Source organism: Pseudoalteromonas pernae (assembly GCF_039831865.1).
Classification (GTDB): domain Bacteria; phylum Pseudomonadota; class Gammaproteobacteria; order Enterobacterales; family Alteromonadaceae; genus Pseudoalteromonas; species Pseudoalteromonas pernae.
In genome coordinates this window covers 144,589-167,557 of the sequence record NZ_JBDODM010000002.1, presented here as the reverse complement: position 1 = coordinate 167,557, position 22,969 = coordinate 144,589, and the positions used below count along the sequence as shown (strand labels likewise).

Annotated in this window: 20 protein-coding genes; 13 read left to right on the top strand and 7 right to left on the bottom strand. The window is 44.3% G+C overall.

Annotation, left to right across the window (positions count from 1 at the left end; genetic code table 11):
- The first annotated feature begins 52 nt into the window (after window positions 1-52).
- Together V1358_RS04840 and V1358_RS04835 are read left to right on the top strand one after the other, a co-directional pair.
- A complete protein-coding gene (locus V1358_RS04840) occupies window positions 53-2,905 on the top strand; it encodes a TonB-dependent receptor domain-containing protein (protein WP_347392784.1) in 2,853 nt (950 codons plus the stop codon).
- 67 nt (window positions 2,906-2,972) lie between these two features.
- Window positions 2,973-4,628, top strand: a complete 1,656-nt coding sequence (locus V1358_RS04835) for a tetratricopeptide repeat-containing sulfotransferase family protein (RefSeq protein WP_347392783.1) — start codon at window positions 2,973-2,975, stop codon at window positions 4,626-4,628.
- Here the strand turns inward: V1358_RS04835 and V1358_RS04830 are convergent.
- The gene (locus V1358_RS04830; RefSeq protein WP_347392782.1) at window positions 4,612-6,402 is read right to left on the bottom strand and encodes a putative 2OG-Fe(II) oxygenase; all 1,791 of its coding nucleotides are present in this window, start codon (window positions 6,400-6,402) and stop codon (window positions 4,612-4,614) included. The genes V1358_RS04835 and V1358_RS04830 overlap by 17 nt on opposite strands.
- Window positions 6,403-6,538: 136 nt before the next feature.
- Complete coding sequence (locus tag V1358_RS04825; protein ID WP_347392781.1) at window positions 6,539-7,735, bottom strand: DUF547 domain-containing protein; 1,197 nt, start codon at window positions 7,733-7,735, stop codon at window positions 6,539-6,541.
- 582 nt (window positions 7,736-8,317) lie between these two features.
- Here V1358_RS04825 and V1358_RS04820 point away from each other — a divergent pair.
- The 7 genes from V1358_RS04820 (at window position 8,318) to V1358_RS04790 (ending at window position 14,352) form a co-directional block, all read left to right on the top strand.
- Window positions 8,318-9,088, top strand: coding sequence for a DUF3450 domain-containing protein (locus V1358_RS04820; protein WP_347390846.1), 771 nt, complete (start codon window positions 8,318-8,320; stop codon window positions 9,086-9,088).
- A gap of 6 nt (window positions 9,089-9,094) precedes the next feature.
- Window positions 9,095-10,459 carry a MotA/TolQ/ExbB proton channel family protein gene (locus V1358_RS04815; protein ID WP_347390845.1) on the top strand — a complete coding sequence of 455 codons (1,365 nt, stop codon included), beginning with the start codon at window positions 9,095-9,097 and terminating at the stop codon, window positions 10,457-10,459.
- Entirely contained in the window at window positions 10,459-10,983 is a 525-nt protein-coding gene (locus V1358_RS04810) for a MotA/TolQ/ExbB proton channel family protein (RefSeq protein WP_347390844.1), read from the top strand. The genes V1358_RS04815 and V1358_RS04810 overlap by 1 nt, the downstream gene beginning before the upstream one ends.
- Window positions 10,984-10,997: 14 nt before the next feature.
- Window positions 10,998-11,399, top strand: coding sequence for an ExbD/TolR family protein (locus V1358_RS04805; protein WP_347390843.1), 402 nt, complete (start codon window positions 10,998-11,000; stop codon window positions 11,397-11,399).
- Window positions 11,399-12,016 carry an energy transducer TonB gene (locus V1358_RS04800; protein WP_347390842.1) on the top strand — a complete coding sequence of 206 codons (618 nt, stop codon included), beginning with the start codon at window positions 11,399-11,401 and terminating at the stop codon, window positions 12,014-12,016. The genes V1358_RS04805 and V1358_RS04800 overlap by 1 nt, the downstream gene beginning before the upstream one ends.
- Window positions 12,017-12,028: 12 nt before the next feature.
- Window positions 12,029-13,294, top strand: coding sequence for a tetratricopeptide repeat protein (locus V1358_RS04795; protein WP_347392780.1), 1,266 nt, complete (start codon window positions 12,029-12,031; stop codon window positions 13,292-13,294).
- 74 nt (window positions 13,295-13,368) lie between these two features.
- The gene (locus tag V1358_RS04790; RefSeq protein ID WP_347392779.1) at window positions 13,369-14,352 is read left to right on the top strand and encodes a hypothetical protein; all 984 of its coding nucleotides are present in this window, start codon (window positions 13,369-13,371) and stop codon (window positions 14,350-14,352) included.
- On the opposite strand, the gene V1358_RS04785 is transcribed toward V1358_RS04790, so the two are convergent.
- Together V1358_RS04785 and V1358_RS04780 are read right to left on the bottom strand one after the other, a co-directional pair.
- Window positions 14,333-14,695, bottom strand: a complete 363-nt coding sequence (locus tag V1358_RS04785) for a TraR/DksA C4-type zinc finger protein (protein ID WP_347390839.1) — start codon at window positions 14,693-14,695, stop codon at window positions 14,333-14,335. The two genes, V1358_RS04790 and V1358_RS04785, sit on opposite strands and share 20 nt — an antisense overlap.
- Before the next feature lie 102 nt (window positions 14,696-14,797).
- Window positions 14,798-15,763: a tRNA-dihydrouridine synthase gene (locus tag V1358_RS04780; RefSeq protein ID WP_347392778.1), complete on the bottom strand. Its 966-nt coding sequence runs from the start codon at window positions 15,761-15,763 to the stop codon at window positions 14,798-14,800.
- A 187-nt stretch (window positions 15,764-15,950) separates the two neighbouring features.
- Between V1358_RS04780 and V1358_RS04775 the strand changes: the two genes are divergently transcribed.
- The 4 genes from V1358_RS04775 to V1358_RS04760 all read left to right on the top strand — a co-directional run bounded on the left by V1358_RS04775 (window position 15,951) and on the right by V1358_RS04760 (window position 18,252).
- Window positions 15,951-16,412 (top strand): HvfA family oxazolone/thioamide-modified RiPP metallophore, encoded by a 462-nt coding sequence (locus tag V1358_RS04775; RefSeq protein WP_347392777.1) that lies wholly within the window; start codon window positions 15,951-15,953, stop codon window positions 16,410-16,412.
- A gap of 66 nt (window positions 16,413-16,478) precedes the next feature.
- The gene (locus V1358_RS04770; RefSeq protein ID WP_347392776.1) at window positions 16,479-17,324 is read left to right on the top strand and encodes an HvfB family MNIO-type RiPP peptide maturase; all 846 of its coding nucleotides are present in this window, start codon (window positions 16,479-16,481) and stop codon (window positions 17,322-17,324) included.
- A 2-nt stretch (window positions 17,325-17,326) separates the two neighbouring features.
- The gene (locus tag V1358_RS04765; RefSeq protein ID WP_347390835.1) at window positions 17,327-18,067 is read left to right on the top strand and encodes an HvfC family RiPP maturation protein; all 741 of its coding nucleotides are present in this window, start codon (window positions 17,327-17,329) and stop codon (window positions 18,065-18,067) included.
- 59 nt (window positions 18,068-18,126) lie between these two features.
- Entirely contained in the window at window positions 18,127-18,252 is a 126-nt protein-coding gene (locus tag V1358_RS04760; protein WP_347390834.1) for a hypothetical protein, read from the top strand.
- A 54-nt stretch (window positions 18,253-18,306) separates the two neighbouring features.
- Here V1358_RS04760 and V1358_RS04755 read toward each other — a convergent pair whose 3' ends face one another.
- The 3 genes from V1358_RS04755 to glnD all read right to left on the bottom strand — a co-directional run bounded on the left by V1358_RS04755 (window position 18,307) and on the right by glnD (window position 22,967).
- Window positions 18,307-19,356, bottom strand: coding sequence for a S66 peptidase family protein (locus V1358_RS04755; RefSeq protein WP_347392775.1), 1,050 nt, complete (start codon window positions 19,354-19,356; stop codon window positions 18,307-18,309).
- A gap of 132 nt (window positions 19,357-19,488) precedes the next feature.
- Window positions 19,489-20,313: a 2,3,4,5-tetrahydropyridine-2,6-dicarboxylate N-succinyltransferase gene (gene dapD, locus V1358_RS04750; protein ID WP_347392774.1), complete on the bottom strand. Its 825-nt coding sequence runs from the start codon at window positions 20,311-20,313 to the stop codon at window positions 19,489-19,491.
- Window positions 20,314-20,336: 23 nt separating this feature from the next.
- On the bottom strand, window positions 20,337-22,967 hold the full coding sequence (gene glnD / locus V1358_RS04745; RefSeq protein WP_347390831.1) for a [protein-PII] uridylyltransferase: 2,631 nt from the start codon (window positions 22,965-22,967) through the stop codon (window positions 20,337-20,339).
- Between the last annotated feature and the right edge of the window lie 2 nt (window positions 22,968-22,969).

Genomic DNA, 22,969 nt, shown 5'->3' with positions numbered 1-22,969 from the left:
TTCACAACAAAAAAATAATTAGTCACATTCAAAGTGACCCAGGGAGAATCCAATGTTAAACAGCAAAATCGCAAAATCAGTGCGCTTAGCACTTGCTTTTGGCGCTGCTTCTACAGCCGGTATTTCAGCAAATGCTATGGCTGCTGAAGAAGGTGCAGATGAAGTAGAGCGTATCGAAGTTACAGGTTCGCGTATCAAGCGTACAGACCTTGAAACTGCAAGCCCAGTACAAATCACTACTCAAGCTGACATCGAAGTAGCGGGTTTCACTCGCGTAGAAGACATGATGAACAGCTTGCCACAGATTGAAGCATCAAACACTGCGTTCCAGTCAAACGGTGCAACTGGTACAGCTACCCTTGACCTTCGTGGTATGGGTTCACAGCGTACACTTGTTCTTGTAAACGGTCGTCGTGTACAAGCTGGTGGTATCTACACTCAATCTGCTGATATTAACCAAATCCCAGCGGCACTAGTTCAACGTGTTGAAGTACTAACAGGTGGTGGTTCATCTACTTACGGTGCTGACGCAGTAGCTGGTGTTGTTAACTTTGTAATGGACGACAAATTTGAAGGTTTTGAAGTTGACTTCGGCGTGACTGCATTCCAGCACGACAACGACAACGGTTACATGCAAGACCTTATGGATCAGAAAAACTTTGAGTACCCAGATGGTAGCTCAGGTTTCGACGGTTCTTCATTTGACTTCAGCGCAACACTAGGTGGTTCGTTCGACGGCGGTAAAGGTCATGCTGTAGGTTATGTAACTTACAACCGTCAAAACGAACTTCGTCAAGAAGCCCGCGACTATTCATCATGTGCTCTAAACGGTGCGGGTACATCTTGTGGTGGTTCTGCGAACGCTGTAATTCCAAACTTCTTTATCGCGCCAATTGGTGCTGACGGTTACGACTACGACCAAGAGGTGTTCTGGTCACTTCAGCAAGACGGTTCTTTTGCTGATTACGATGGTACTAACATCTATAACTATGCGCCTATCAACCACTTCATGCGTCCTGATGAGCGTCACACATTTGGTTTCTTCGCTGATTATGAAATCAACGATCACTTCCGTCCTTACGCTGAAGCTATGTACATGCGTGACCGTACAACAGGTCAGATTGCTGAATCTGGTACTTTCTTCGACCAAATGTACATCCTTCCGCTAACAAGCGACTTGTTCTCTGATGCTCAGCGCCAACAGTTTATGGACGAGTTTGGCATCACTATGGATGACAGCATTGGTGCGTACGTTGGTAAACGTAACGTTGAAGGTGGTCCACGTGCTGCAAACCTTGAGCACAACTCATTCCGTATGGTTCTTGGTACAGAAGGTGAGCTAACTGACACTTGGACATATGACGCGTGGATGCAGTATGGTTCAACGTCTTCATCTGATGCATACATCAATGACTTCTTTGGTCCTCGTATCACAACTGCGCTTTCTGCAAATGGCGAAAGCTGTGCTGATACAGACGGCTGTATCCCTTACGAAGTGTTCACCCCAGGCGGTGTAACTGCAGAATCTGCTGCACTTCTAACTGGTACTGCGATTCTAACTGGTGTTACTGAACAGTTTATCATCGGTGGTTTCGTGACTGGTGAACTAGGCTTCGGTCTTCCTTCGTCAGACTTCCCACTAGCGGCAGTATTCGGTGCTGAATACCGTGAAGAAACTTTCGGTCGTACAGCGGATGAAGTATATGCTCAAGGTCTACTACTTGGCCAAGGTGGTCCAACTAAGAGCCTTAACGGTGAGTACGACGTAACTGAACTATATACAGAAATCAGCGTTCCACTAGTTGAGGACGTAGCGTTTGCTGAGAGCATGACTCTTGACTTAGGTTACCGTTGGTCTGACTACAGCACTTCAGGTTCAGAGCCTACTTACAAAGCAGCGCTTGACTGGAACGTAACTTCTGATTGGAAACTACGTACAAGCTACAACCGTGCTGTTCGTGCTGCGAACAACGGTGAGCTATTCGCTGCTCAAAGCGAAGGTCTATGGGGTGGTATCGACCCATGTGCTACAGCATCTCCTGAACTTTCAGCTTCAGCGTGTGCTAACACAGGTGTATCAAGCTCTCAGTACGGTAACATCGGCGCGAGCCCAGCTGACCAGTACAATGCGCTATACGGTGGTAACCCAAATCTTAGCCCAGAGATTGCTGATACAATCACTCTAGGTGTGGTTGCTAACCCGTTTGAAGGTTTCAACTTCTCTGTGGATTACTGGGATATCGAACTTGAGCAAGCTATCGGTAACATCGACCCTGAAGTTATCGTTCGCCAGTGTGCGACGACAGGTAAAGCTGAGTTCTGTAACCTAGTTAACCGTACTCCTGGTAATGGTAGCCTTTGGGTTGGTACTGGTCGCGTAACTGCAACTGACATCAACTTAGGTCAACTACACTGGGAAGGTGTGGACGTGAGTGCTAACTACAACGTTGATGTACTTGGCGGTTCACTATCTACTAACTTCATCGGTACTTACATGATGACTAAAGAAACAACTGATATCCCAGGTGTTTCTGACCCGTACGATTGTATCGATACGCTAGAGAATGGCTGTTTCGCACAACCTGAGTGGCGTCATGTTATGACTATGAACTATGACACTGGTAGCTTCTGGCGTGCGACTCTTAAATGGCGTTACTACGGTTCAGTAGGTGAGAAGAATGAAGGCCCAGTTGCTACAACTGGTATCAGCTCGCAAAGCTACTTGGATCTTAAAGGTAAGTTCACAATTAACGACTACACATCAGTGCTAATCGGTGTGAACAACATCCTAGATAAAGAGCCACCACTAGTTGGCGGTGCTATCTCTACTAACGCTAACGCGGTAGCTGGTTTCTACGACACATTAGGTCGTTACTTCCACGCTAACGTTACGTTCAAATTCTAAGATTATTTAGAGTAGAATAAAGCGAGCTTAGGCTCGCTTTTTTTATGGCTTGAATATAAGGGTGGATATGCCAAGTACAGAAGAAATTCAAAGGTTGTTGAAAGAACATGATTGGCAAACAGCTCAACACCTAGCAGATGCACTTGTTGAACAGGGACATGTGCGCATCGTCGCCCCCACTTTCGTTAGGGCCGCTATGACGAATAGGGATGAAACGGCGCTCATTAAATACTTGGACGTGTGGTTAGAGCTGCAACCTGATGCGGTTGATGCTTTAGACCTAAGAGTGAAGATTCACCTGCACAAGGGGGAACCTGAATTAGCTGCAATACTATATGAACATGCGGCGCGGCAGCATCGTAATCCCGCAGATTTGTGGTTTAACGCTGCATATTACAAAAAACAGGCGGGAAAGTATGAAGATGCTCTCGATTTATATCAGTTAGCCTTAGGTGCGAATGTGAGTGATGCCCACCAAGTTTACTTGAACATGGCTGTCATTCACAGCGACTACTTGTTAAATGACGAGCTGGCACAGCGCTATTTAGAAAAGGCAGTCGCACTAAAACCAAATTTTAGTGATGCTTGGTACAATTTAGGTAATCTTGCTGAACAGCAAGCTGATGCTGAAAAAGCGAGAGAAGCATTTTTGAATGCTTATCAAAATGACCCTCAATATTTCTCAGCGCTAGCGCGATTAGCTGATTTAAAAACGTTCACTGATGAGCAGGACACCGATATACAAACAATTCGCCAAGGTATTAACGACCCGCGTGCGTCATCTTCAGACCGTTGTTTTTTACTTTATGGTTTAGGCAAAATGCTTAACGATTGTAAAAATTACAATCAAGCGTGGAGAGCATATATGGACGCAAATAGGTTAAATCGAAGTAATCAAAAGCGCTATCACAGAGACGAGCATGAGAAGTTCGTAGACAGTATTATTGAGTCTTACCCTCAGGCACTTGATCAGCCTATGGCCGATGTAGACGGACCAGAGTTAATCTTCATTTGTGGCATGTTCCGCTCGGGCTCCACGCTCGCAGAGCAAGTTCTGGGTGTGCTACCCGAGATCTCTAATGGTGGGGAAATTGAACATTTACATCGCGTACTAACAAAAAAGCCGAAGTATTTCCCTGAGTATACTAGTGGGCTGAGTTCAGAGGGATTAAAAGAGATTAGGGATGCCTACCTACGAGAAGTGAGAACAGCTTTTCCTGAAGCTTTAAAACTCACTGATAAAAGACCCGAAAATTACCGTTACGTAGGCTTGATAAAACAAGTATTTCCAAAAGCTAAATTTATATGGACACAGCGAGACCCTCTCGACAATGCATTGTCAGCATATTTTCAATACTTGGGGCAGGGTATGTGTTACGCCACTAGCTTGGATGATACGTTGCATTATTATGATCAGATGCAGCGATTGAAACTTCATTGGCAAAGCTTGTACCCCGAATCAATTTTTACGTTAGATTACGACCAGTTCGTCAACGAGCCAAAAGCGGTAGCTAAAGAGTTGCTTTCGTTCTTAGAAATTGACTGGAATGGTGAGATATTAAACTTTCACACTCGCCGTAACTCTGTTAAAACAGCCAGCGTATGGCAGGTAAGAAAGCCTCTATATAAAACTTCTTCAGGGCGAACTCAGAAATACATAGAAGCGATTCGGGCAAGCTCACTGTATCCTGAATTTTGCGAACGGTTTAACCAAGAGGGCTAATATCGCACGGTAAGGTCATTCGTGGACTCTGTGCTGTAAATGGATACGTTCCATGCCACATGTAGCTTGGGAATAGGACGATTTGCCCCGCTTTGGGGCAAACAGCAAGAGCGATCTCTTCACGATCACCAAGCTCTAGACACGTTTCACCAAATTTTACCCAGCCTTGACGATTTGGGTCATCTTTATGGATTGTGGGTGGGACGCTCAAATATGTAGGCCCTGACAGCCAACCCTGAGAATGGATATGATTGGTATGGAACCCCTTGTTTACAAGGTTCACAGACCAACTTCCCGCAATTTTGAAGCGCGTAGTGTTGTGACGACACAAAGGGTGGTTGTCATCCTTTGGTAAGCTGGCTAAGTATTGTGTAATGACCTGCTCCAGAGAAGTTCGATATGCTTGGATAATTGGATTTTGTAAAAACAACAAATGCCCCTCGCTTTGGCTACCACCCTGTACGCTTTGATCCAGTGGTTGCTCTTGTCCGGGCTTGTGATATTGGCCAATAGTTTGTTTCAGCACTTCTACGAAATGTTCTCTGTTATCATAATTTGCCGGAACCGGTAATTCGAAGCTTTGTATGTATTTATTGTAATCATTAAGCCATGTATGTCGTTCATCGCCGCAAAGACGCCAGCAGATGCCTAAGTAGGCCCATATTTCTTGGTTGTCTGGAAAATAGTTTAACAAAGGCAGTAATCGGTTCTGAGCCGATTGGTATTGGTGATGATGAATTTCATGATTAGCAACATCGATTTGGTATCTTGGGTTATTGGGTTCCAAACTTGCGGCTTGTTGCAATAGCGCAATACTTTGCTCAGTTTGTCCTATACGCTTGTTAATAACGCCCGTTAGGTGGATGAATTGAGCGTCTTTAGGGAAATGATGTCGAGCCCAATTCGCAGAATCCAACGCTTGCTCATATTGTCCCGCAACCAGTAGCTGGGCTATTCGTGAGCGCTCTAATACTGGATGAGGGGGGTGGGTACGTCGTGTATGATCAAAACTATTGAGGAACTCTTGTTTGCGACCTTGTTGCCAGCGTAATTTACCTAAGCATTCATGTGCAGGGATATAATAAGGTGCCAGCGCAAGACAGCGTTCAAGGTAATCTTCGGTTTGCTCGTAGTTTCCTAAATCATAATGAGTACAGCCGATGACAAAATTTAATTCTGGTAGCTGTTTGCCTTGAGGGTAAAGCAATAGAAATTCATTTAGGGCTTGTTCTTGTCTACCTAGCTCTCTTAATAAACACGCATGTTGGTACTTAAGGTGAAAATCGTTCTCTTTTAGGGCTAAGGATTTTTCTAGCTCAGGTAGCGCGAGATCTGGGCGCGCTTGTTGTCGGTAGATACTCGTCAATTGCATGTGCAAAGATAGCTGATCAATTCCCTGCGCTTTAGCATCTTTAAGACTTTCCATCGCCTCTGAACAGCGTTTTAAGCCAGTGAGTACTTTTGCTTTCAGTAAACTAGCTTGAGGGTGGCGAATTTCTACCTGGTTTAATGTCTCTAACGCATCGTTGAACATTTCTTTTTGTAACTGTAGTTGGCTAAGTTGCACAGCAAGTTCAGGATGTTTAGGGTGTAGAGCTAGTCCGTGAGATAGTACTTCGATTGCCTTGTCAATTTGTTGTAAAGCTGCATGAGATAAACCTTGGATGAGCCAAACTCCAACAGGCTTTGGGTTTTGCTTATTTAGCGAGATGTAATCCAGACACTTAGCATACTGACGATGCTGAAATAATGTTTGCAGAGTAGATGCCGTCACAACGAAACTAACTATCAGGGGAACAGACGAACATGATAGCATTTTCAACATCAATATTTAAATGACTGCAACAGCTTATTTACTTTTGCTTTAAAGGCTGGTGGTGAGTCACCAGCCTCGGTTAAATGACAATAAACTAGTTGTTAGATTCGTCTGACTTTGTTGGCAGGTCACTAATTTCAACAGAGCCTGAATTTTCTTTTCTTGCCATGTTTAGCTTTTGAACCAGTTCTAATTGTTCAGGTGTAAAACGGCCAAAGTTAACCGTACGACTAGCAATTTGGTCGGACAGTGAGCTTAAATTAGTCGCACCAATACCACTGCCAGAGCCCTCTTCACCAATCGGTTTGCTTGAATTGCTAACCACAGAATCGAGCATGGCCGCACTATTTGTTGCAGCGCCAGCACCATATGTACGTGATGTGCCGTATATATCTGTGATGCTCCAGTTTTCGATATCCGCATTTATCCGTTTAGCTTGTTTTACATCAGAGCGAATATCAGCGTTCGCAAAGATGCTTAAGTGTTTCTTTAAATCATTGTCAAAATCAGGAAATAGCGCTTTCGATTGCTCGTAGAAACGAGACACTTCGAGCGTGTTTTTCTTGGCTGGCACGACCCCGCGATTTGAGTTAACAAACTCCTGCGCACGTTGCTCTAACTGATGATATACCTTTTCACCTGTATAAGGTTCTGGGTTTAGACTCGGGCTACCAATATTGCCTTGATAAAATCCGTACATGACAATGGGTTTGTCTCCGAACTTTTTGTACACGATATTGTGTTGGATATCGTTTAGAGAGAGTGATTGGCCCGCAACAGTTAGGAATTTTCTATCTAAAATTGAATCTTTTCCAGTGAGTTCATCTTCCATATCATGGATGGGATATTCGCTAATAAGCCTCTCTAAAAGCGCAACATTATAAAGATTAAGCCAATAGGCAAGCTGTTCCTGAAGCTTGAGTTCACTCAGCGAAATCTCGGATGGCACTTGCTCTAGGCTTACTCTAATGTCATGGAAGGCGTCTTTCACTGAAGAATTTTTCAATTCTTCAAATATGAAACGGTTTGCTTCGAACGCTGTGTCATTATTTTTACTTGAACGCATCCGAGTACCGATAGTGCTGCTGCTTTTAGCACTGCTTCTATCGGACATGCCTACATCTAATACAGTCGCGTCCAATAAAGCGTCTAAGTCATCATAGGAAATAGTTATTTGAGAGTTCCAAGTGAATCCTTGAAACACGTCAGGTAATTCTTTTTCATCGGCCTGCACAAACGCAGGGCTTAACAACGAACCTACAACTAACAAATGTACGAGTGATTTTTTCATAGGTGATCCCTTCTTACTTATTCTTATATTTACCTGTTGAATGTTTAATATACCAATCCATGGAAAACACCTACTTCGGGTAAGACTTTAGTCAGTGATACCAATGTCTTGGAATAATTTTGCTACCGCAATTTTATTACCTTGGATGATTTTTGTGCATATTGCAACATATATAAGGGCTATCAAAGGAAGTTGTGATGATAGTGGAATATTTTGTACAAATATTGTCCTATTAGAGTTGCGATAAAGTACTAGCAATAACTTATTTTGTGGTCTTAGATTATTGTCACAGCACAAAATAAATAAACATTTTTAATGACTGTTAAATTAACTTTTCATTTCCAAAATTTCTCCAGAGCGAGCTATTTTGGTCTATACAAAGTAGTTTGATGTTAATTTTTTGTTTATATGAAGGAAATAAGACGAATACTAGAAAAATAGCGATGAACATCAAGTTGACAGCACTTGAACCTTTTAGCATTATTGGCAAGTTGGTATCACTAGAAAGATACCTAGATTTAGCTTACTTAGGTGAGTTAATTTAAAATTCAAAAAGTAACATTACTTAATTGGTTGGGAACTATGTCTGTTAAAATCAGAAAGAGTCTTGTAGCTTCTGCGTTGGTTGGCGCAGCTGCACTTGCAAGCAACAATGTGATGGCAGATCCTTTGAACGACTTGCACAAAGCTGGTGCAACAATTCAAACGGCTGCTGTTAAGTCTCAAACTAAAATCGATAACATCTACGGTCAAACTCAAGAGCTAGTCGCTGACTACCGCTCAACTGTAGATGAAACCGAAATCATGAAGGTCTATAACGACCACGTTCAGCGCCTTGTTGACGACCAGAACTCACAAATCGAGTCTCTAGAGCGTCAGATCGCTGGTATCGACAAAACTAAACAAAACGTTGTGCCTTTGATGTATCGCATGATCGATACGCTTGAGCAATTCATCAAAGCGGACGTTCCGTTTGATACTGAAGAGCGTGTTGAGCGCGTAGCTAAGCTACGTGAAATCATGACAAACGCTTCTGTAACGACTTCTGAAAAGTTCCGTCAGGTTCTTGAAGCGTACATGGTAGAGAAAGACTACAGCACGACTATGGTTGCTAACACTGGCACCCTGAACATTGATGGTCGTGATATTTCTGTAGACTTCGCGCGTCTAGGTCGTATTGCGTATGTTGCGCAGTCTTTCGACCAGAAGAGTGCTTGGGTGTGGAATAACAACACTAAGCAGTGGGAAGCTTTAGGCGATGAGTTCTTAAAGCCTATCAAAGAGACAATCCGTATGGCGCGTAAGCAAGCGGCTCCGGATCTTGTTAAACTACCAATCTTCGGCGCGGAGTAATCGATAATGAAGAAACTATTTAAAGGTTTTGCTGTTGCAGCAGTACTATCTGTTTCTGCCGGTGCTGCGCTAAACGCTCATGCAAACACGCAAGTTCTAGATCAAATCCTAGAGCAAGTGAAAAAAGAGCGTATTTCTGAAGGCCAGCTAAACAAAAAACGTGAGCAAGAGTTCCTAGCAGCTCGCGCTGACCAGCAAGCTCTTCTTAACACTGCAAAGCGTGAGCTTGCAGCTGAGAAAGCACGTGGCGACCGTCTTCAAAAAGAATACGCTCAAAACGAAATCACGTTAGCTGAGAAAGAAACTGCGCTTGAAAACGCAAAAGGTACACTTGGTGAGATGTTCGGTGTTGTACGTCGTGCAGCGCAAGAAACGATTGGTTCAATCGAAGCTTCACTAGTAAGTGCTGAAAAGCCAGGACGTGCTGAAATTCTTCGTTCACTAGCGGCAGCGAAAGAGCTTCCTACTACTCGTGAACTAGAAGAGCTTTGGATTGCTCTACAAACTGAAATGACTGAATCTGCAAAGATCTCTTCATTTGAAGCGGAAGTTTCAGAGCTAGACGGTTCAACTTCGACTAAGAACGTTACTCGTGTTGGTAACTTCAACCTTATCACAGACGATGGTTACCTGATTTACTCTGGTGACACTCAATCGATTCAACCACTAGGTCGTCAACCAGACGGTTACGTGCTAGATACTGCTAAGTCACTTATCGGTACTTCATCTGACGCGTACACTGGCTTCTACGTTGACCCTACTCGTGGTTCAATCTTGCGTCTAAACACGCAGAAAGCGACTCCAGAAGAGCGTTTCCACCAAGGTGGTGAAGTAGGTTACATCATTGCTATCCTACTAGTTGTTGGTTTCCTAATCGCGATTGTACGTCTTGTAGACCTAACAATCACTTCAGGTAAGATCAAGAGTCAACTTAAGAATACAAGTGCACCTTCTGAAGGTAACCCACTTGGTCGTATCCTTAAAGTTTACCAAGACAACAAAAACCAAGACGTTGAAAACCTTGAGCTTAAGCTTGATGAAGCGATTCTACGTGAAACGCCTCGCATCGAAATGGGTATCAACATCATCAAGATCTTGGCTGCTATCGCACCATTACTAGGTCTACTTGGTACCGTTGTTGGTATGATCAACACCTTCCAGCAGATCACACTATTCGGTACTGGTGATCCGAAGATCATGGCTGGTTCAATCTCAATGGCTCTTGTAACTACTGCTCTAGGTCTAATTGCGGCACTACCGTTAATCCTAGTACACGCTGTTGTTGCGGGTAAAAGTAAATCAATCATCCACATTCTTGATGAGCAAAGCTCTGGTATCATTGCTGCTCACGCGGAGAAGGAGAAAGCCTAATGCTAGTCCTGATGGAGATTTGGGAATCTATCAGGGATTTTGTTGGCACAGGCGGCCAGGTTTTATACGTGGTCGCGATAGCACTCTTCCTCATGTGGGTTTTAATGATTGAGCGCTATTGGTTCCTACTTGCTGAATTTCCGAAAATGAAAAAGGGAATTGTAGCTAGGTGGGACGCCCGCCAAGACACTACGTCTTGGTACGCACACAGAATCCGCGATGCATGGATTTCTGAAGCGTCTGAAAAATTAGATGAGCGCATGTTGTTGATTAAGACATTGGTAGCGGTATGTCCATTGATTGGTCTACTAGGTACTGTAACGGGTATGATCGCGGTTTTCGAAACCATGGCAACTCAAGGTACTGGTAACCCTCGATTAATGGCGTCAGGTATTTCAATGGCAACAATCCCAACAATGGCTGGAATGGTTGCGGCACTATCAGGTGTATTCTTTAGTACACGTCTTGAAGCACGTGCAAAAATGGCTAAAGAAAAGCTCATTGATAGTTTGCCTCATCACTAGAGAGAGATTTGAATATGGCACGTAAACAGCGTTTTCGTGAACAAGAAGAAGCAGCGGTCGATATGACGCCGATGCTAGACATCGTATTCATCATGCTTATCTTCTTTATCGTAACAACATCGTTCGTTAAAGAAGCTGGTATTGATGTAAATAAACCAGAAGCAGCGCAGGCGACTAAACAGAAGAATGCAAATATCTTCATCGCTATCCGCTCAAATGGTGAAATTTGGATGGATAAGCGTCAGGTAGATGCCGAGCGTGTAGCTGCAAACATCGAACGTCTATTAGCTGAACAACCAACTGAAGTCGTTATTATCCAAGCGGATAAAGAAGCGAAACACGGTGTAGTTGTGAAGGTTATGGACCAAATTAAAGCTGCAGGTATCGATAAGATATCTATCGCTGGAGAAAAGTAATGATTCGTTTTCTGTTTTCACTGATTGCAGGTGGGGCAGTTACTTTCGGCTTATTCTTTTTCATGGCGTATCTAATCTCCGGAGGAGATGGACGCGCCGCTGACGAGAAAGAGAAGATCGTTGTCGAAATTATGACGAATCCACCTGAATCCAAGGTGCAGGAGCGGAAGCGTGTACCGCCGCCGCCTCCACCACCTCCTAAGCAGCCGCCAAAGCCGCAGCCGCCACAGCCTGATAACAGCAATGCTGATCCAGGCGCACTAGGCTTCAACATGCCAAGTGTTAACGTGGGTGGTTCTGCAGGTGGGTTAAGTGGCCCAGGTGCATTTGGTCGAGATGGTGATGCTACACCTCTTGTTCGAATTGAACCTAAATACCCAGTGCAAGCAGCACGTGATGGTAAAGAAGGTTGGGTACAACTTTCATTCACTATCAATGAGCTCGGTGGTGTAGAAGACGTTGAGGTAATCGATGCAGAGCCAAAACGTATCTTCGACCGCGAAGCTAAGCGCGCACTGTTAAAGTGGAAGTACAAGCCTAAAGTTGTTGATGGCAAGCCAATGAAACAGCCTGGCATCACAGTTCAGCTTGACTTTAAACTTAACCAAGACCAGTAAGGAGAGTGTAGGATGAAAAATCTATCGAAAGTAACTGCACTCGCTTTGCTAATCTCTATCTCTGGAGCGGCTGTAAGCACGTCAGCTGTTGCTGCTCCTAACTATGAAGAGATTGAAAAGCGCAAAAACGCCAAAACGAAAGTAATGGGTGAGCGTGTCGGTAAAAAAGTGGTTAAAGCGTTTGAGCTTTATGAAGCTGAAGATATCGACGGCGCAATTGCACTACTGAAGGAACTTGAGCCTTCTGATAAGTTCGACAAAGCGACAGTTGACCGCTATTTGGGTCAGTTGTATGCACAAAAAGACAACTATCAGTTAGCTATCAAGTATATTCAGGATGCTATCAAACCAGATGTACTTAACTTTGGCGACCAAGAGCAAGCTATGAAGCTGATTGGTGACTTATTGGCTAACACCAAAAAGTACAAAGAAGCGAAAAAAGCATACATTGATTGGATGGACTTCACTGGTGAAGAAGATGCAACTGTGTACACGCGTATTGCGCAGGCAAACTACGAGCTTGGTCAGTTTAAAGACGTTATTCAACCGGCGGAGCGCGCAATCGAGTTAAACGCTAAAGGCGAACCTAAAAAGGCTCCTTTCTCGTTACTTATGGGCGCTTACTACGAAACGAAAGATTTCAAAAACGTAGTAAAAGTTGGCGAACGTATGGTTAAGAGTTGGCCTGAAGACAAAAAGTCTTGGACTAACTTAGGTCGTTTCTATATGCAGGTGGAAGATTACCAAAAAGGTCTTACTATCATGGATATCGCATACGACAGTGGCTTCTTAGAGTCTGAAACAGACTTTAAGGTTCTTGCCCAACTGTACTCTTTCGTTGGTATTCCGTACAAAGCTGGTTTCCATATGGAAAAAGCGATGAATGACGGCAAAGTTGAGCGTACAAAGCAAAATGTAACCGCCGTGGCGAGCTACTATCATAATGCGAAAAACATTAAGACAGCGGCTAAGTACTACGAAGAAGCTGCAAGTTTTGATAACGATGCAGAGCTTTTCCGTAAGGCAGGTTCACTACGCTTACAAGAGCAACAATTTGATAAAGCAGTTGCGTTATTGAATAAATCGTTGGACTTGGGTTCGGATAAGAAGGGTGCTATCTACTCTGACTTGGCCGAAGCGTACCTTCAGCAAGAGAAGTATAAGCAAGCTTATGCAGCAATCTCTAAAGCAGCTGAAGATCCAAGCACACGTAAGTTTGCTACTAGCTGGAAAACGTTCATCAAAGATAAAGCGCAGCGCAATGGCGTGAGTCTTTAATCTTTAAGATGAATTGAAAAGGCCCCTATATGGGGCTTTTTTTATAGTTAACGAAATAATTTGTAGGACACGACATGTACTTCCGAGTTCTGAGCCTTCTCTCTTTTTTACTACTGGTGTCTTGTTCAAACGAGCCTCAATTAAATGCCACACAAACACTCACGCAATTACAAAGTTTAAACTCTAAGCTAGTGGGTGATTTTACCAATGAGCAAGCGCCTTGGCCCTATACAGAGGAATACCTAAAGCAGCGTCATCAAATCTACGCAAACGTTAATGCTCAAACGCTAAGTGACGCTCAATTGCGTACCTATGACTACCTGCGCACTGAAGAGCGTTTTGTTAGACGTTATCAGCCTTGGCCGTTACTACTTGATGTAGCAGAGCACTCCGAGCAGTTGCAGACTCCGAAACTGCAAAGCGAATTAGCGAAGTGGCTAACTTATGTAGAGGCTAAACTGCAACAGGGTGAAAGGAGTAAGATTTATATCAATCAAGTTGAGCGCGAACATATGCAAGCGCAACTTGATGCTCTGATTTCTATCAGCTCAACCGATTCTTTATCAAAAGCTATACGCCAGTTACAGGATTATCTAGCCCAATACATACCCCGTAATCAATTGGGGTTATCACAATTGCCTAATGGCAAAGACTGGTTTCAGGTGAAAATTAACTACTACAGTGATCAAGTACACTCACCAATCCAGTGGATGACGGCGGTGCAAAAGCAGCTTAATCAAGCCAATGAACGTTCGTTGGAACCGCTACCAAAACAAGCGTTATCTGTGTTGGGTGATGATTTAGATTGGCGTCAAAATTACAGAGATATCAAGAGCTGGGCAAAATCACAGCAACTTTCTAGTGCTCAAGCACAGTTAGCACTTATTTGGATGGAATTGGACTTAGGTGTTCATTATCAAATGTGGGATAAAGAGTTTGTAATGACCGCTTTGGCGCAACGCGGGGTTACGCCACAAGTGGCTGAGGGGCTATTCAAACAGGTATTACGTCACCCTGGTCAGAGTTTTATGTTTGCATCTATTGTTCACGAGCTTTAACTAGCGACTCACATTTCTTGCAGCGTTGCGTCGTCACATCGTGTTCAAGGAGTTCGTCTTCGATGGGCTCCTCACAATCGCTGCAAAAGCCGAATAGGCCCAAGTCAAATTGGCATTGGGCTGCCTCCAACCTTTCTAGTTTGTCGACTAACTCCTTGTATGAGGGGCCTGCTTTTTCCCTCAAATAAGCGACCCAATCATCTTCTGGGTGTTCGCTCAGTTGGGTGTATAAGTTGTTGTCATGACTGACAGATGAATAACGAAGACGATTTAATAACTCTTCACGCACCTGTGCTAATAACAGTACGACCTGTTCTTCTAAATCGAGCGTTTCTGTACTCATGCCACAATCCAAATCAAACTCAAGGGAATGTAATTGTGGTCAGTTTAAGCACATATTGATATGACCATGATCAACTAAAAGCTAAAAAGCTGGCAACGCGCTCTAGCTATTGGCTCCCTCTGCATGACGTTTCAGCACCGCCAATACCTCATCTTTATCATGGAGTGTACGAATATCATCAAAGAGATTGTGCGCTTGCTCATAGTTTCGCTTCAAATAACCAAGCCACTGCTTTGTACGATTAGCAAAATACCGTTTCGACATGAGCTCGTCATCATGCATTGACGAGTGAACAATGTGATAAAGGATATCGTACCAAGTTAGCTTGGTATGGTGTTCATTGGCATCACTGGCCTTAATCCAAGCAGCAAGATCTGGCATCGCCAGTGCGCCACGCCCAAGCATGATGTTACTACAATGGCTTTGCTGGCGGGCATTATTAGCATCGTCTAAATTCCAGATTTCGCCATTTGCGACAATTTGAATATCTTCGTTTTTGGCAACAAGCGGTGCAATTTTGTCCCAGTAGGCAGGCGGTCGATAGCCGTCGCGTTTAGTGCGCGCATGAATGGCAATGCCATTTGCTTTTGCTTGAACCACTGCATCGAATATTTCTTCGCTGTTGGAGCAATCGTCAAAGCCTAACCTTATTTTTGCGGTGACGATATGTTCATCATCAACGGCATCTCGAACAGCTTTAACAATTCGATAAATTTGCTCTGGCTCTTTGAGCAAAACAGCGCCGCCTTTACTTTTATTTACGGTCTTGGCAGGGCATCCGAAGTTCAAATCGATGCCATGTGAGCCAAGTGAAACTGCTTTAACCGCATTTTCTGCAAGGTATTGGGGATGTTGTCCGAGTAATTGAATTCTTACCGGTGTCCCTGCGCGAGTATAGCCATCATTATGCAACTCAGGGCAGTAACGCATAAATACGCGCCGCGGAAGTTTTTGATCGACGACCCGCACAAACTCAGTGACGCACAGATCGAAGCCACCAATGTCAGTGAGCAGTTGGCGCATTTTAAAGTCAACGACACCTTCCATGGGAGCTAATATTAATTTCATGTTCGACCTATACAAACCTCAGGGCGACGTATTCTACCTTGAACCAAGCTATTGATAAAATAACAATCTCGCGTCATATTAAAGACAATGATCTTTTTACAGAAAAAATTGAATAATCGTGAAAGGATTTAAATACAGGCAAGGTCTATTTGTTTTGTAAGCTACTAACACAGAGAGAGCAAGAAGCATGAATACATTGAAGAAAAGTTCTATCGCCCTTACTTTGGGTGCCGTTGTTGCAACGGGCGCATCACTGACAGCGACAGATGCACAAGCAAACCCATTTGAAATGCAAGCAATGACAGCAGGCTATCAATTAGATGCTGGCGAAGGTAAATGCGGTGAAGGCAAGTGCGGCGAAGGTAAAAAAGCCGAAAAAGAAGGTAAATGCGGCGAAGGCAAATGTGGCGAAGCTAAAAAAGCTGAAAAAGAAGGTAAGTGCGGCGAAGGCAAATGTGGCGAAGCTAAAAAAGCTGCAAAAGAAGGCAAATGCGGCGAAGGTAAATGTGGCGAAGCTAAAAAAGCCGAAAAAGAAGGTAAATGTGGCGAAGGTAAATGCGGCGAAGCCAAAGCCAAAAAAGGCGAAAAAGAAGGCAAATGCGGCGAGTCTAAAACTAAAGAAGGTAAATGTGGTAGCCACGGCGCATAATCGCTCAGCGGGTACAACAAACTGCAAGCCGCTTGATGCGGCTTGTATTATTTTAGGAGGCGCAGTATGAGTATAGGTTTGCCGAGCACGGCTCAAGTTGGCTTAGGCCTGCGCAGAGAGATGCTGAGTGATATGCTACAGCACATACCTGAGCAAGTGGGTTTTATGGAAGTGGCGCCGGAGAACTGGCTTCCATTTGGTGGCAAGCTTGAGAAGCAATTTAAAATGCTCACGGAGCGGCATCCTTTTGTATGTCATGGTTTGTCATTGTCCATTGGTTCACCTGATCCGCTCGATATCGATTTTATCAAGCAGCTAAAAGTGTTTTTCGACGAGCACAATATTCGTATGTACAGCGAGCACCTGAGCTACTGCAGTGCAGACGGACACATGTATGATCTAATGCCTATCCCTTTCACTGAAGAGTCAGTGAAATATGTATCTGAGCGTATTCGCCAAGTGCAGGATATCCTTGAGCGCCCATTGATTGTAGAGAACGTTTCGTATTACGGTGCGCCGGGTCAGCAAATGACTGAGCTGGAATTTACCAAAAGCGTGCTGCAAGAAGCAGATTGCCAGTTATTGCTTGATGTCAACAACATCTATGTGAACTCTGTAAACCACCGCTACGACGCTGATGCTTTCCTAAGAGCGCTCTCTAGTGAACGTATTGCCTATATGCATATTGCTGGTCACTATAATGAAGCTGAAGATTTGATTGTTGATACTCATGGTGCCGATGTCATTGACCCTGTATGGGCATTACTAACTAAAGCATACGAATACCATGGTGTGCAGCCAACTTTATTAGAACGCGACTTTAATATTCCGCCTATGAGCGATTTGGTAAAAGAACTCGATATTATTCACCAAATCCAAAAGCCATTTTTAGCGCATCAAAGAAGAGCGTGAGTATGCATTTTAAAGAAGTTCAGGCGCAATTTAGCGCGCACATTCGAGACCCCGAAAATAACACCTGCCCCAGTGATATCGAAGACAGACGCATGGGGATTTACAGAGACTTATTCTTTAATAATGTGAATGGCTTTTTAGAAAGTGGATTCCCAGTGTTACGCAGTATTTATCAAGACGATATGTGGCTTGCTTTAGTGCGCAGTTTTTTTGCTAGGCACCAAGCCCACTCACCGTATTTCGTCGATATCTCAAAGGAGTTCGTGACATTTTTGGCGCAAGAATATGAGCCACTTGATACGGACCCAGCGTTTTTAATTGAACTGGCTCATTATGAATGGGTGGAATTGGCTGTAGCCACAGCGAAGGAAACGCGAAGATATAGGCCTGTTGTTGATATCGCGCGCGAGCCATTGTATTTCAGTGATTGCGCACAGGTTGTGTGTTATCACTACCCGGTGCAAACTATTTCCGTGCAACACCAACCGCAACAGCCAGACGAAGTCCCTAGTTACATTTGCGTGTATCGAGACACAGACGACGAGGTACAATTTTTGGCACTCAATGCCATGACGGCGTTATTGCTTGACGGTATACAGCAACAAGATGGCGCACTCTTTAGTGACTTGTGCGCAGCTATCTATGAGCAAGCTCCGCATTTTACATTAGTGCAGATAGAGCAGGGTGCTAAACAAATTCTTAGCGAATTAGTGCAAAGGAGAATCGTGCTAACGCTGGATTGATAGCCAATATTAGATTATTATGTGCGCCGTTTTTTGTCGTGTTTTAGAGGTAAGTAGTAATGGCACAAAAAGGTGATTTTAAAGACCCTTTCAACTTCAAGTACTTCGTTGCTTTCGTAGCAGTATTTGCAGGTATCGGTTGTCTAAATGCAATCCTAGGTTGGGCAACTGCAATCGCAGCTTAATCTAAACAGAGATTGAGGCCCCATAAAGGGGCTTTTTTTGTGCCTGATGTTTTATTAGCTAAACACTGATTCGTCGAGGCTTATAGTTCCTGCATCGGCATTGAGTGTGACCTGTGCGCCCACAGGTAAAATAAACTGGCGTTTAATATGGCCAATCATGGCACCGCGGTATGCGGGGATGCCAAGCGGCTTGATGTAGTCAGCAAATATTTCATCTAAAGAGAGTGAGCCGTAACCAGCCCCTGGCTTACAGTCGTTGCAATCACCAAATACAAAGCCGGTGATTTTATCCAAGGCCCCCATGAGCTTTAGCGTGCTCATCATACGGTCAATGCGATATGGCGCTTCATCTATATCTTCTAAAAACAATATCTTATCACTAAAGTCTGGCAAATATTTCGAGCCCGCAAGGGCGGTTAACACCGTGAGATTTCCTCCCACTAGTCGACCTGATGCTGTGCCAGACGTGATGGTTTGGGTGAAATAACGAGTATTGACCAACTCATCATCTTTTTTATCAAGATTCTCGTAGCGCATCGACTGTTGTTGCTCAAAAACGCGTTGAAATTGCTCAACGTGAAATGCATTCCAATCACTGGTTGCATTCGGGCCATGGAAGCTAATCATGCCTGTTTGTGATAGCAAAGCGTTGTGCAACGCTGTGATGTCAGAATATCCAAGTAGCGACTTAGGGTTTTCTTTAATGCTTGGATAGTCGAGTAGCGGCAGGACGCGTGCAGCACCAGAGCCGCCCCTTAAGCAAAATATGGCGTCGACCTGCTTGTCTGTGAACAATGAATTGATGTCATCCGCTCGTTGTTGGTCCGTCCCTGCAAGGTGACCTCTGCGCTCCATCACATGAGGTGCTAGCTTTACTCGGTAGCCGAGTGCCTCAATCACCTTCTGTGCGATTAAAATGTCTTTGTGGTGGGCTGTGGCAGCAGAGGGACTGACTAGGCCTATTGTGCCCCCTTTAGGCAGCGCCTTTGGTTTGATGATATCCTTGCCCATGGCCTTGGGTATGCCGATTGCATGAGCACTTTGGCTGGTCAGTAAACCAGCGCCTAATATTGAACAGGTTTTTAAGAAGGAGCGTTTATTCATTTATTTATCTCACACACGATTTTTACTATCAGTACCGCAGTGAAGTAAATATTTCAAATTTAATAGGTGAGATGGAATAAATTAATCGTGGTGAAGTGTTGGCTAGCCCCCACAGGGCCAGCCAAAGCGTTACTACTCGATACCACGCAGTAAGGCATTTACGCCTACTTTTTCACGTGTTTGTTGGTCAACTTTCTTAACAATAATCGCCGCATAGAGATTGTGGCTACCATCTTTACTTGGCAATGAGCCAGGCACAACAACAGAACCCGCTGGCACTCGACCGTAATGAGTGATCCCCGTTTCTCGGTCATAAATACGTGTACTTTGTGAAATATACACGCCCATGGAAATCACCGCACCTTCTTCAACAATGACGCCCTCAACGATTTCAGAGCGCGCACCGATGAAACAGTTATCTTCGATAATTGTTGGGTTCGCTTGCAGCGGCTCTAAAACGCCACCAATGCCCACACCACCTGATAGGTGAACATTCTTACCAATTTGCGCGCATGAGCCAACTGTGGCCCACGTATCCACCATAGTGCCATCATCGACGTACGCACCAATATTGGTGTATGAAGGCATTAGCACCACATTTTTACCAATGTAGCTGCCTTTACGTGCTACAGCATTTGGTACTACACGCATTCCTTCTTGTTGGAATTGCTCAGGTGTGTAATCTGCAAATTTCAAAGGCACCTTGTCGTAGTATTGATTAGCACCGTCTGAGATAACCTGGTTGTCTCGGATACGAAATGACAGCAACACTGCCTTTTTCAACCACTGATGAACGACCCACTCACCAGAGATTTTCTCCGCAACGCGAGCATCACCCTTATCTAGGCGCTCTAACACGTCGATAATGGCGTTTTTTACTTGGTCGGACACAGTACTTGGACTGATTGAATCGCGTTCTTCCCACGCTTGTTCAATGATAGACTTTAAATCTGTCATGATTTCCTCGTTTTGTTCGCTGATCACGCCATAGTGGTTTCGTTATCAGCATTTAGTTTTTTTCTAAGGGCTTGATGGATTTTAACTTGTTCTTCATCCGTCAACGCCTTGTAATCGTTGTTTGAGACCACGAAAAAGTCTTCTGCGCGCTCTCCGACTGTGGTGATACGCGCGGCATGGATATGGAGTTGATAGCGTTGGAATACCTGCGCAATCTTGGTTAATAAACCAGGAATATCCACCGCTTGAATTTCTATCAAGCTGCGGTCTGAGCGAGCATGAGGGCGTAACACAACTTTAGGTTTGATGTTGAAGTCTTTAAAACGTTGCGAACGGTTTTTCTTGATACGAATTTTCTTCTTCGGATCCTTTAAGATTTGATCCAACGCACGACGTATCCCATTACTGCGACCTTTACTTAGCGGCTCACCATTCACTTCAAGTATGACAAACGTAAAAATCACATAGCCATCTTTGGTAGTCATGACTTGAGCATGTTGAATTTGTGCTTTCTTAGAACCGATTACCGCCACAAGTCTCGCGAATAAGCCAGAGCTATAAGGACTGTACGCAAACACTTGGGTGCCGCCATGCATTGGCTCAGGAGAAACGCCCACACTGGCTTGTGATAAATCTTGTTCTTGCATTAAGTGTTCACAATGCCAAGAGATTTGCTGCTCGCTGAACGCGGTAAAGTAATTAGCTTTTAATCGACTCCACAGTAAATCGATTTGCGGCTCATCATATCCTAAGTTGATTAACCTTTGCTTAGCCTGCTGTTTTTTATCGCGAATTTGGTCACGCATATCCATTGGATTTTCAAGTCCAAGTCGTAAAGCACGCTGAGTATGCAGATACAGTTCACGCAGCAGGGTATTTTTCCAATCGTTCCACAGGTTGTCATTAGTGGCGCGAATGTCTGCAACGGTTAGGCAGTATAAGTAATCGAGCTGACGTTCGTTCTTGACCTTGCCTGCAAATTCGTTGATGACATCGGGGTCATTAATGTCTTTGCGCTGTGCAGTAACTGACATCAATAAGTGATTTTCTACCAGCCATGCTATGAGTTTTCCATCTGATGTTGGTAATCGGTGTAGGCGCGCAAATTCAAGGGCATCCACTGCGCCAAGCTCAGAGTGATCACCACCGCGACCTTTGGCAATATCATGGAAGATGGCTGCGAGATAAAGTAATTCTGGCTTATCCATACGGGTGACAATTTCACTGCATATAGGAAACTCGCTAACTCTTGCTTTATCGCCATATTGGTAGATGTTATTGATAAGCTTATGGGTATGCTCATCCACCGTATACGCATGGAATAAATCGAATTGCATTTGCCCAAAAATATTTCGCCATTGGGGCAGATACGCGGCAAGCATGCCGTGTTTGTGCATCAAGGTAAACGCACGGCCCATACCGTTAGGGTGCTTGATTAGACGCATAAATGCCTCGCGACACCCCGCGTAATCTTGTAAATCACCTAGTAGGCGTCGACGAACCTGACGCATTGTGCGTATGGTGCTTGGGTATATATGCGTGATTTCTGGGTTGTCTGCGATATGTTCGAACAGCACTAACAATTGATCACGGCGGAAAAATACAGACGGATTTTTCACACGGATTTGATGGCCAATTCGTTCAAAATTCCTATCTAATTCAACGGCAGGCAAGTCTTGATGATCCGGAAGGATAGAATGTTCAAAGTTAGTCAGCAGCATCTGGTTGAGTTCGCGTACACGGCTCATGATCCGAAACAGGCGTTTCATCATGCGCTCTACAGAAGCCTTGCCCTCGTTGCCAAAACCAAGAATCTCTGCGGCGTGAGGCTGGTAGTCAAATAACAACCGATTTTCATTTCGACCCGCAGCTAAATGTAGCGCAAAGCGAATATTCCAGAGGTTTTCTAAACACTCGAGTAGTTCTTGATATTCTTCGTGAGTGAGGTAGCCATGATTGATGAGCTCTTCAAGGGCCTCGGCTTGGAAATGCTTCTTGGCCACCCAAATGATGGTTTGCAAATCACGTAACCCCCCCGGGTTTTCCTTGATGTTTGGCTCCAAGTTATACGCTGTACCATGGCATTTACGGTGGCGCACGTCTTGTTCTTGGCGTTTAGCAATAAAGAACTCTGCAGAACCCCAAACTGGCGTTTGCACAATGTGCTCTTTGAGCTTTTCAAACTCGATATGATTGCCGAAAATCAAGCGGCTTTCGAGCAAACTTGTAGCGAAACTCACATCTTCGCGCTTTTGCTCAATCACTTGCTCACGAGTGCGTACGCTGTGACCGATTTCTAAGTTCAGATCCCACAACATAGTGACGAACTGACCTATTTTTTCGCATACTTCTTCTTTGGGATCTTCATTGACCAGCAGCAAAAAGTCGATATCGGAATAGGGGTGTAGTTCGCCGCGCCCATAACCGCCAACCGCGACCAGAGCTAACTCAGCTTCGTGAGCCAAGTTGCAGCTGTGAAAGAGTTTGATCAGTAATCTGTCGATGTACTCAGCGCGAGCGCGGATGAGTGAGCCTACCGGTTGTTTATCAAATTGGTTATTAAGCCATTTGTAGAAATATTGACTACACGCTTTGTATTCATCCAATTTGTCTGCCTGCTCAAGCAGGTCTTTTAATTTATTCGGTAGGGCCACTT